Genomic DNA, 9,848 nt, shown 5'->3' with positions numbered 1-9,848 from the left:
TCTAGGGTTTACATCTAACCCCTATGACCAGGGACAACTACCACAAAGTCCGATCGGTAGCCAGCTGCTGGCCGGTCGTGAAGCCGACGTCGCTCGCATCCAACGGCTGATTGGATCGCGCGGTTCACATGCACTCGTAGACGGGCCTGTGGGTGCGGGCAAGACCAGCCTCATCAACGTCGCGACTTATAGGATGTACGAGACGTCGCTTGCGGAACAGCAGTCAATGCTGTGGGTTCCGGCGGTTCGGTCGTTTCAACTCGACAGAGGTGTCGAGCAGTTCGAAGTGGATTTCTATCAGGTTGTGTTGCAGACCCTGATTCGCTATAGCTCCCAAATTGATCTGGCAAGAGTTGCCACCGTGAATCTCACCGCATTTGATCGTTGGATCAACGCGCCAGAATATAAAAATGCGAGCTTCGGTGGTGGGCTCGGTTTCGTTAGTTTGCAGGGCGGAGCCGCAGCTCAGCCAAACACGTCCGCTGGATTTGCCGACAGCGGACTACCAGAGTTCGTACGTCAGCAGCTAGAAAACATATTTGCTGGAGGTGAACGAGGTGGAATAATCTGCGTACTTGATAACATAGAAATACTGAGGGATTCCGCCATCGCACGTGACGAACTCGATGCCCTTCGCGATCGACTATTCAATATCGCGGAAATTCGTTGGGTATTGTCTGGAGCGCGTGGCATATTATCGAGAGCCAGAACTGCCAGGCTAAGCGGAATCTTTATGGCTCCTATCGGAGTTTCGCCGCTTGAAGACGCCGACGTGTCGGCAGCTATCGACCGGAGGCTGAAAGCTTTCGATGGCGGTGCGGCTAAGGTTCCGATCACGCCCGAAGCCTTTGAGTTTATCTATACCGTTCTTAATCGAAATCTGCGGGACGCAATGAGTTGGTCGCAGACCTTCTCGCACTGGGTCGTTGGCGAATGGCCAGCACTCGACTTCCCAACCGGAACTTCAATGCGCCGGATCCTTGAGCAGTGGTTAAATGACCGTGCGCAAGAGGCCTATGCCCAGCTAGTCGACGTCCAACCTCGCACTTGGAGTTATTTTTCCGACCTCTGTGACAGTGGCGGCAGGTGCGACGCAACTGAGTATCGAGTGTATCGATTCGGTTCCAAGAAGAACATGGTTCGTGCTATGGATCAATTGGTAGACGCGAATTTGGCAGTGCGAGAAGTGGATCCTGACAATCCGGATCGAGTGTTTCATTCAATCACCGCAATGGGGTACCTGCTCGATTTTTTCCGCACTGCCTTGTTGATTCCAGCGGGTCGAAGGAACGATGCATTGAATTAGTTGCGCAAACCTTAGCGCATTTTATTCGCACTCAATTTCGATATTACATATCGTCGGAATTTTCGACTAACGGGGCCTGCTGCTGCAATCTTGAGATCGATTCGAATTGCGTTGGTCTCGAATTTTTTCTGTGACGAGGAATGTTGGGCAGAGTTTCTGTCGATCGTGCATAAATCCTGTTCGTCACTGTATTTCCGGTTTATTAAGTGAAGGTCTGAGTCGAAATATTCTGCGGCAGAACGAGTTATCGGAGAAGGTCGAGTCGCGTACGGAAGATTTCGCGAGGATGGCCTGACGGTTTGTTTTCTGAAGCATCGATATACTGGCATCGTAAAGAGTCATGCGACGTAACCGACTGCACAACGGTTGAGTCTCCGGTCCTATTTGAACACGACCTTGTGTTTAAATCGCAGAGCCATCTCGGTGCCTATTGGCTGCGTCCGGAAAGTGTGGCCGAAAACTAGAACCGGACTTGTCAGCGTCCAATTTTTAGAATGCGGACCCTGTACTCGGGAGATCGGCCGATCCGAGACTCGGAGGTGGCAAAACGGGCGAAGCAGTCTGTGGGTTCTTAGTAACTATCGTGACGTTGTTGTCTTGACTAGTAACGTAGACATCGCTGCCGTTCGGGGAGACTGCAACTAATTGGGCGCTGCCCGTAATCTCGAATCGTGCCTCGACAGACCCAGAACTAGCGTCCACGGCGATCAGCTCACTTGGGAATGCTGAGGCCTCCACGAAGGCGGTCGAGCCGTCCGGAGTCACCCCCACACTCCCCAGACCTCCCCAAACACCGTCAGCAACTGGTAGCACAGTGGCTGTGCGCCTGGTGGGGTCATTCAGGTCAATCGCATACAAGGTGTCTTTAACCGCTGCGAACAGCGTGTTGCCGTCGGCAGTGATTGTGGAATCGAGTGGGCTACCACCGAGTCCTTCGATGCGGTCGACGATTTCATCCGAGCTTGTATCGAGCTTCGCGATGCCTCCATCGACTGTGACGTAGGCATTCCGACCGTCCGGACTGAGATCGATGAAGGGTGCTGCGGCCTCGCCGAGCGATATTGTTTTCACCACATCAAGAGACAACCCATCAATGACAGTTATAGAGCCGCCGTACTGGTTTGAGGTGTAGACCTTGCGACCGTCCGGTGTTGCGGCAATTCCAAGGGGACCATCTCCCACTGGAATTGTGCGGATGACGGCGTTTGTTCTGAGATCAACGACCGAAACCGTGTCGTCGACGTTGTTGGCGACGTATGCCCGCGTGCCGTCGGATGTGGGGGCGATCCCGACAGGGAATATCCCGACCTGAATATCAGCGAGAAGGGCTCTTGTGTGGCTGTCGAAAACCCCAAGGAAGCCCGGTGCACCGTCAGGACCATGAGTTACGTACGCACGCGACGCATCTGGTGAAAATGCAACTCCTTCAGCTAGGCCTGGGGCATCGAGCATGCCGGTGACCGCATAGCTGTCGGTGGGTGCAGCAGTCGCTGGCGATCCGACCAGGGTTGCGCCAACACTGAGAGCTACGACCACCGACCAAGCCGATAAGGATTGGCAGCTGATGGTTCGACCCGGGAGCTCTGGGTTCTGTAGGCGCATCTGGTTACTGTATCGAGCGGCAGGCAGCGACCGTCGGAGGATCAGGGCGACTGTCCACGCGATCGGCTCAGTCGTACCTCGATGTGATTAGGCTTAAGTCTTGGGCGCAAACTTGTTCAGCGCGTCGCTCATGTCTGGGGCCAAGGTCACTCGCTGGATGTAGTGCGCTTCGGTGACCCTTGTGTTGGCGTGTCCCAGCTGAATCTGAGCGGCTTCGACCCCGTAAGTCTCTTTTACCAAGGTGGCTACGGTCTTTCTGAGGGTGTGAGGAGTTACCCAGTCGAAGTCGTCGCCGCGTGCAGCTCGCCACGATCTCCGAACGTTTGCCGGCGACACCCAATTGCCGGTGCCCGTCACGAACAGCGCGTTCTCCGGGTTCTGAAACGTTGGCATAGCGCGCCTACGTCGGAGTGCTCTGACTGCGAACGGCGGGAGCACCACGGTAAGCGGAGGTGCATCACCCTTTCGGAAGTTCTGACGGAAGAGGCGTTCGCCGGCCGCTCGCGGAACAACAAGAGTTGCGCTGAATGTGACGGTCGGGATCGGCGAGTCCAGATCGACTTGGTCCCACTTCAAAGCCAAGAGCTCACCGATGCGAGCACCTGTGGCGATCAGGAGCATAAGAATGTCCTCGAGATCGGCACCGGGTCGCTGTCCGAGCTTCGGCCGTACGACCCCATGTTCGTCGACGGTTTGGTGGCGAGAGTAGTTCTGCACGCGTTCGCGCAATTCGTCGAGCTCGTCGGGAGTCAGCGCGCGGACTGCGGACTTCTTTGGGGTCGGTCTCGGCGTATCGCGAACTGGATTGTGCCTGAGGAAGTCGAACCGTACGGCGATACCGAGCATGCCGGACATCACGATCCGCGACATCCGAGCGCCACTCATGGTCCTCTCTGCGATCGAATTGATCAGAGAGTCAACCTTCCCTGCCGTCATTTCACGGATGAGGATCTCGCCTACAGCTGCCGCGCAGTAGGCGTTCCATGCTTGCCTGTAGCCCGTTATTGTCTGCGGCGAAACAGTTTTCGCCTTCTGAGCTATCCAATAGGTGAACAGCTCCGACATCGTGGACGTCTTGCTCAGTTCAGCACGCTGAGAAGGATGTGGTGGTTCACGGTTGACAATTTTTTCCTGCAGTTTGCGCCGCGCTTCGGCTGCGGTTTTTCCACGAGCTTCGACCAGCCGTCGCTTGCCGTCCTGATCTCTGATGCGAACGCGCGCCACGCTGACGCCACCCGACGTCGTGGTCGAGATTCGACCCCACTCGCCAAGTCTGAAGGGGTCCCTAGCCATCTAGTTCGTCTCCGACCGCCATTCCCAGTTCGGTCATCTTGTGAAAGAGGTCCTCCGACCGCCTGCGCGCATCCTCGTAGGCCATTTGCATGGTTTCGATGTGCTCTGCCGATTCGCTCTTCGACAAACCGTTGCGCAGTTGAACTCGCGCGCGCCGCATCGTCTGTAGCGACTGGAGCCATTCGCGTGTGATGCCGACACGGTCGTTTCGAGGGTCGAACTGCTCACGTACCCACATCCCGACCGACTCTTCGGTGTCGGTTTCGGTCCAGTCTGGCGACGGCTTCATGAGACCTGCTTCGCCGCTGAACCATCGAAGAGCGTCGTGCGATTCTTGCTCCAGCCCAGGCAGGATCTCGACTGGGCCTTTGGGTAGGTCTGGGTACAGAAGTTGGGCCGGCGATACGCCGAGTGCTGCTGCCAAGACAAGTAATTCAGCAACATCGATGCTCTTCTTGCGCCCTGTCTCCAGATCTGCGACTACCGACCGTGAGATCCCGAATCCGATATCGACGGTGCGATCCGAGAGCTTCGCCGCTGACAGAGCCGAGTGCTCCTTACCTCGGAGTCGTCGAACTTCGCCGGCGACGCGGGCCACTAGCTGTTCAGCCCAAGACTGTGTCATAAGCACGCATTCTAGCTGATTTTTCGCAAGTGTTGTGGCGGCGCTACTGAATTGCTACGTTGTGGTGGAACCACATGGATGGGACTCGGTTGAGTGCGCGATTGTGGCTTCGTCACACAGAATGCGGAAAGGAAACACCATGTCTCGACGGTTGTATTCGGTCCAGGAAGCGATGGCTCGGACGGGTCTCGGACGTTCCAACCTGTTCAACAAGCTTGCGGCCGGTGAGATTCGCAGCGTCAAGGTCGGTAAGCGCCGACTGATTCCCGATACGGCCATTGACGAGTACATCGTCGGACTGGAGGAGGCGGCACGCGTCAGCTCGGGCGTTGCCTGACATGTCTCTCACTGCAGACCCGTACGAACTAGAGACGCCCCCGGCGAGTTCCGGTGTTACGAGCACCGGTGCCGAGGGCGTCCTCGAAATCCCCACCTTGCAGGAAGGAGCTTCGTCCTCGGATACTAATCGGTCCTGACGCGCCTCACAAGGCGTTTTGCCGCGCTCATGCCCTCACTCTGCTTCGGGATGTTGTCGACGTAGAGCGGGGATGATCGGAGGCCGGATTTACCCATGTCTAGGTGAATCCATCTGCGTACACACTGTTTTCGCGGTTGTCTAGGTAACGCCGTACCCCTGCGTGGGTCTGGCGTGCCGTTGAAGTCCGCCCGCAGTCGCTGTCGCAGCGTCGTTTTCTGGCAGAGCCCGACGAACAACCAGCCTGCCGCCGGCCTGTGCACCCTTTGTAAATCCTCGGAGACCGGCCCCGAGGCACCACCAGCTCGACTGATCATCGAACCGGTGGCGATACCGATTAGCCGCGCGCCCACCGAGGCGCGGGGCTATCGGACGTGGAGCGGACAACGTGGGTGCGGAAATTGGCTCAGGGGCCATGGGGGGTCCGGAGGGAATGAACGAAGTCCCTTGTCTTTCATCCGTCATCACTATGGAGGTACCAGTTGAGCTCTCGACCCATCGGCCATGCTGACACCAACGAGTTGCCTTTCATGGCGAACTGTCATTCGGACCTCGATCGTTCAGTCCTTGCCGTTCTCTTGCTCTTATCCGTTGTGCACGTCGATTCCCCGAAGATCCAAACAGAGCAACATATTTGGCTACTTCAGCTCAAGCGCGGCAGTTCGCCGGTGCAGGCCGCTCCCGCTAGCGGTGCGGCGGCGTCCCGCAAAACTGACGTACCTGAATTACCCGCAAAGAGTGCTTCAGATGACTCGCTGGCGACGGGAGTCATACGTCCCGCGGTGGTTACACCTCCATTACCCACAAAGGATGCGAGTCGCGCTTGGGATGTGTTGGTACTAAACGCTTCTCATACCCCTGTGGCATGCATTTCGCCTATGGCACGCGACTCGCGTTTCGTGCCCCTTGCCTGCAATACATCCAACACTTCTACAGGGTGCGACTCATCCGTCGGTTCCAAGGCGTGCATGACATCCCATACCCGCAATACCGCCAGTTCGTCCCATTCATCCATGGAAAGTGAGACCCACCATGCCCGCTGACATCTTTGCGTTCTGCAACCAGAAGGGCGGCGTGGGTAAGACCACCACCGTCTTTCACCTCGCCTACGCCGTCGCCCAAGCAGGGAAGCGAGCACTCGTAATCGACGTGGATCCGCAAGGCAACGCCAGCACAGTCCTGACCAAGACCGAACTCGAGAGCGACGATTTAGGTGTTGCCGACGTACTCGCCGAGTCGTCGAACGCGACCATCGCCGACGCTGTCGTCCCCACCATCTGGCCTGGCGTAGACCTGGTACCCACGTCGCCGGGGAACGAGTCCCTGGCTTATGTCCGCGATCAATTGGTCGTCGCCGGTGCCGGCCGAGAACGGCGGCTTCGCGACGCAATCGACGTCGTACGAGGCGTGTACGACGTGATCCTCATCGATTGCCCACCCAGCCTCGATCTGCTGACTATCAACGCCCTTGTTGCAGCGCGCGCCGCCGTCGTCGTGACTCAGTCCGCGCTGTTCTCAGCCAATGGACTCGCGCGATTGCTGCGCACCATCGATGCAGTCAAGCGCAGCTACAACCCGGACCTCGCCATGCTCGGTGCGATCGTCAACCTCCACGAGATCGCGACAATCAGCGGCCGAGAACAATTGATCGAGATCGCCGCGAGCATCAACATCCTCGGTGACGCCGTTCCCAAGCGGGTTGTCATCAAAGACTCGATGGAGGCCCAAACCAGCCTCGTCGACTGGGGGACAACACAATCTCGCAGCCTGTCGACGATCTACCGCGACACTCTCGCGCTACTCACGAAGGGACACCTGTGATGGCCCGGCCCGAACGTATGAAGAGCGCACTCGCCGGATCGAGCCCGGTCGATCCGCCAGAGAACTCGCGGCAGCCCCACGACACTGTTTCGTCGGCCGAGACCGGTGCGCAACCGTCACCGGACAACGCAAAACAGAAGCGTTCGTACTACCTCTACCAGTCCACCGTCGACGATCTTCTCAACGCAGCCGAAGCGCTGTCCGCAACGCCCGGCGCGCCGCGGGGCCCGTCGGATCTCGTCAATGCGGCGATCGAAGACTACTTGGAGTTGTTGCGCAACAGATTCAACGACGGTGCGCCGTTCCCGCAACGAACGGGCCCCCTCGCACGAGGACCGAGAATCCGATGAGCCGATCACATTCCGCGGCAACCCCGTTGATAACGAAGCCGACAGACGTCGTTGCGCTCCATCCAGCGATCTTGCAGTGGGCCCTCGCAACGGCCATTGCGCTGACAGTAGGCATTGCCGGGGCGTCCTTCTGGCTCAGTTTCGCTGTGTTACGTGATCTCGCGGTGATGGCTGGGATCGGCCCCGGCGAAGCGTGGGTGATTCCAATCGTGTTGGACGGCGCAATTGTCTCGACGACAGTGACAGCCATTGCGCTGTCGAATCACACGGACAACCGCACGATCAAGGGCCGTCGCTTCGTCGTCACGATCTTGCGTGTTGCCGCATCGGCGTCGATTGCGGGTAACTCGTACCACGCAGTGTTGAGTGCGACCTTGCTTCCGGCCGTAGTCTCGGCGGGTATTGCCACCATTGCACCGATTGCGCTCCTTGCGATGACCGAAGTGCTGGCCGTCATACTTCGTGCGCCCCGCGGGGCCGTCAGAGTGGAATTCACTCCAAGTGCTGCCACAGAGGAGCCGGACTGGACAGACACCGAGTTCAGCCAAGAAGGCCGCAGCCCGAGCCAGGATGATTCAGAGGGCGAAGACGGCACGCGGGGAGAACATTTCGAGACGGCGGACTCGCCTCGACTCCAAGTAGAGGGCCTCACACCGGAAGTTGCGGAAACAGCGCGGCTCCGACACGCCCACCGCGAATGGTCGTGGGCACGAATCGGTAGAGAAACGGACGGCTCCGTTGCATCGACCGCGATGCGCCGATATCGGAAGTGGGAAGAAGTCACCGCAGGGATCGTCGAGGGCCGCCAGGACGGGGAATCCAAGTTCGATGACAAGCCAGCCAGCGAGCGTGATCGGATGTTCGCAGGATAGAAGTGCTGCCGCGACATCGACCTTGGTTGCTTTCCGTCGCTCCCGCGCAATCGCCCCAGGCTGTTGATGGCTGGGAGGTGGTCGCGCCCGGATGGCTCAGTCTGCGCCGAGGCGCGCGCTGCTCTGGGACCACCTCCGGCGGTCTCCGGATTGAGCTTCGCTGCGCTTCGCCCTGCAGGAAGAACTATTTCTTTCGCACATCTGGCTCCGGTCGAGCTTGCAACACCCTGACCCGTCTTACCCAACCCTGACTCCGCGTTGCTCCGGCCCGATGGGCTCCGAAAACTTTTTCAAAGCGCCTGCGGCTGAAAACTTTTCGGATCAGGGCCAGGACGCCGGTCCAGTGCGCCGCCTTCTCTCCTTCGAGCCAGATGACGGCGAAAGAAATTGGCAGAGCGAAAGGGCCGGGGGAGCCGGTCCCGCAACAGAAAGTGAGCCCGACATGCCGCAGAATGTTTCCAGCACAGGACGACGGACCACCGCCGCACACAATGCCCGGACCACCGGAATTGTCACCCACACCACGGTCCTGGTCGCCGGACCCCAGCAGGCCACCATTACCGCTACCTCCGCAGCAACCGACGAAGCGCAGATGATCGTCGCACTAGGTCACGTCATGATGACCTTCCGCAGCGCCGAAACAGTATCCGCAGTCATCACCGGATTCGCCACCGTCCGGGCCGCACTCGCCGGAGCCGATGGACAAGCCCCCCACTCCGCCCAACCAGGCGCAGAATTCGGTGCCGCTGCGATCTCCGTCCTATGGCTCGACAGCCCCGAACACACCGCAGTCCCACACCACCGCTACAGCTCCGAACAACGTCGCACCATCCACTGGGTAGACCTGCACATGGGGCCAGTGACCTGGCGCATCACCGACCGCATCGGGTACGACACACTGATGGCCGAACTCCGACGCGTTCACCGCGCTGCTGTCGGAGTATTTCTCGACGGCAGCCGCTACCGTCGCGACCCCGCCAAACTCCTCGATGTCTTCGACGACGTCTAATACCACACGTTCGGCCCTAGCCCCGGGGCCGAACGTCGTTTGTCCACAGGCTGACTCGACACGACAGTTATCCACACCGTCGCCTGATTGGTCTCCGCGTCAAATCCTTTTTTCCGGACCTCGTGTGACCCTCGACAACAAGCAGCTAGCCGGCACGAGCGACAGGGAACCAACGATGATCACCTGGACAGTCACCACACACCCCGAAGACAACCCCGAAATACTTACCGCAACCGGAGCAGAACCCAATCTCCAAGGTGCGAAACGCGCCGCCGCAGATGCCGTCCGTACCGCCCTCCTCGATGCGCGCGAGCACGCATCGTCCGACAACGGCAGCCCGCCGTCCTACCTCGTCACACTCGACGGAACCTGTGCCCTCATCATCGGACTCGGAAGCTGCAGGCCCGAGAACTACAACGCCGTCCTCGACAGCCTCGAGCAGTTCGACGGCACCGCACCACCGAACCTTCTCTACATCTGACCCACACGTCCGCA

General features: G+C 58.8%; 10 protein-coding genes. 7 read left to right on the top strand and 3 right to left on the bottom strand.

Annotated elements, in window-relative coordinates:
- Nucleotides 1–1,306, top strand: a 1,306-nt coding sequence (locus RFA01S_RS27945; RefSeq protein ID WP_169879471.1) for a hypothetical protein, incomplete at its 5' end; no start/stop codon positions are given.
- 489 nt (nt 1,307–1,795) lie between these two features.
- Here RFA01S_RS27945 and RFA01S_RS23840 read toward each other — a convergent pair.
- The 3 genes from RFA01S_RS23840 to RFA01S_RS23830 all read right to left on the bottom strand — a co-directional run bounded on the left by RFA01S_RS23840 (nt 1,796) and on the right by RFA01S_RS23830 (nt 4,826).
- Entirely contained in the window at nt 1,796–2,842 is a 1,047-nt protein-coding gene (locus RFA01S_RS23840) for a YVTN family beta-propeller repeat protein (RefSeq protein ID WP_052066321.1), read from the bottom strand.
- A gap of 159 nt (nt 2,843–3,001) precedes the next feature.
- On the bottom strand, nt 3,002–4,132 hold the full coding sequence (locus tag RFA01S_RS23835) for a tyrosine-type recombinase/integrase (RefSeq protein ID WP_162182914.1): 1,131 nt from the start codon (nt 4,130–4,132) through the stop codon (nt 3,002–3,004).
- Nucleotides 4,133–4,193: 61 nt separating this feature from the next.
- Nucleotides 4,194–4,826, bottom strand: coding sequence for a helix-turn-helix domain-containing protein (locus tag RFA01S_RS23830; RefSeq protein WP_032389895.1), 633 nt, complete (start codon nt 4,824–4,826; stop codon nt 4,194–4,196).
- A gap of 139 nt (nt 4,827–4,965) precedes the next feature.
- On the opposite strand from RFA01S_RS23830, the gene RFA01S_RS23825 reads away from it, so the two are divergent.
- The 6 genes from RFA01S_RS23825 to RFA01S_RS23800 all read left to right on the top strand — a co-directional run bounded on the left by RFA01S_RS23825 (nt 4,966) and on the right by RFA01S_RS23800 (nt 9,834).
- Nucleotides 4,966–5,163: an excisionase family DNA-binding protein gene (locus RFA01S_RS23825; RefSeq protein ID WP_032368532.1), complete on the top strand. Its 198-nt coding sequence runs from the start codon at nt 4,966–4,968 to the stop codon at nt 5,161–5,163.
- A gap of 1,170 nt (nt 5,164–6,333) precedes the next feature.
- Nucleotides 6,334–7,122, top strand: coding sequence for a ParA family protein (locus RFA01S_RS23820; RefSeq protein ID WP_032389894.1), 789 nt, complete (start codon nt 6,334–6,336; stop codon nt 7,120–7,122).
- Nucleotides 7,122–7,472 (top strand): hypothetical protein, encoded by a 351-nt coding sequence (locus RFA01S_RS23815; RefSeq protein ID WP_032389893.1) that lies wholly within the window; start codon nt 7,122–7,124, stop codon nt 7,470–7,472. The genes RFA01S_RS23820 and RFA01S_RS23815 overlap by 1 nt, the downstream gene beginning before the upstream one ends.
- Nucleotides 7,469–8,344, top strand: coding sequence for a DUF2637 domain-containing protein (locus RFA01S_RS23810; protein WP_032408332.1), 876 nt, complete (start codon nt 7,469–7,471; stop codon nt 8,342–8,344). Before RFA01S_RS23815 ends, RFA01S_RS23810 begins: the two co-directional genes overlap by 4 nt.
- 442 nt (nt 8,345–8,786) lie before the next feature.
- A complete protein-coding gene (locus tag RFA01S_RS23805; protein WP_032389891.1) occupies nt 8,787–9,353 on the top strand; it encodes a hypothetical protein in 567 nt (188 codons plus the stop codon).
- Nucleotides 9,354–9,528: 175 nt separating this feature from the next.
- Nucleotides 9,529–9,834, top strand: a complete 306-nt coding sequence (locus RFA01S_RS23800) for a hypothetical protein (RefSeq protein WP_032389898.1) — start codon at nt 9,529–9,531, stop codon at nt 9,832–9,834.
- Nucleotides 9,835–9,848 lie beyond the last annotated feature (14 nt).

Origin of the sequence: Rhodococcoides fascians NBRC 12155 = LMG 3623 (genome assembly GCF_001894785.1) — a bacterium.
Taxonomy (GTDB): domain Bacteria; phylum Actinomycetota; class Actinomycetes; order Mycobacteriales; family Mycobacteriaceae; genus Rhodococcoides; species Rhodococcoides fascians.
Note: the sequence above shows the minus strand (reverse complement) of the source record. Positions and strands in the feature narration are given on the sequence as shown.

Coding starts and splice junctions, on each gene's coding strand:
- RFA01S_RS23830 (WP_032389895.1), bottom strand. CDS start 4,826: ATGACACAGTCTTGGGCTGAACAGCTAGTGGCCCGCGTCGCCGGCGAA.
- RFA01S_RS23825 (WP_032368532.1), top strand. CDS start 4,966: ATGTCTCGACGGTTGTATTCGGTCCAGGAAGCGATGGCTCGGACGGGT.
- RFA01S_RS23820 (WP_032389894.1), top strand. CDS start 6,334: ATGCCCGCTGACATCTTTGCGTTCTGCAACCAGAAGGGCGGCGTGGGT.
- RFA01S_RS23815 (WP_032389893.1), top strand. CDS start 7,122: ATGGCCCGGCCCGAACGTATGAAGAGCGCACTCGCCGGATCGAGCCCG.
- RFA01S_RS23810 (WP_032408332.1), top strand. CDS start 7,469: ATGAGCCGATCACATTCCGCGGCAACCCCGTTGATAACGAAGCCGACA.
- RFA01S_RS23805 (WP_032389891.1), top strand. CDS start 8,787: ATGCCGCAGAATGTTTCCAGCACAGGACGACGGACCACCGCCGCACAC.
- RFA01S_RS23800 (WP_032389898.1), top strand. CDS start 9,529: ATGATCACCTGGACAGTCACCACACACCCCGAAGACAACCCCGAAATA.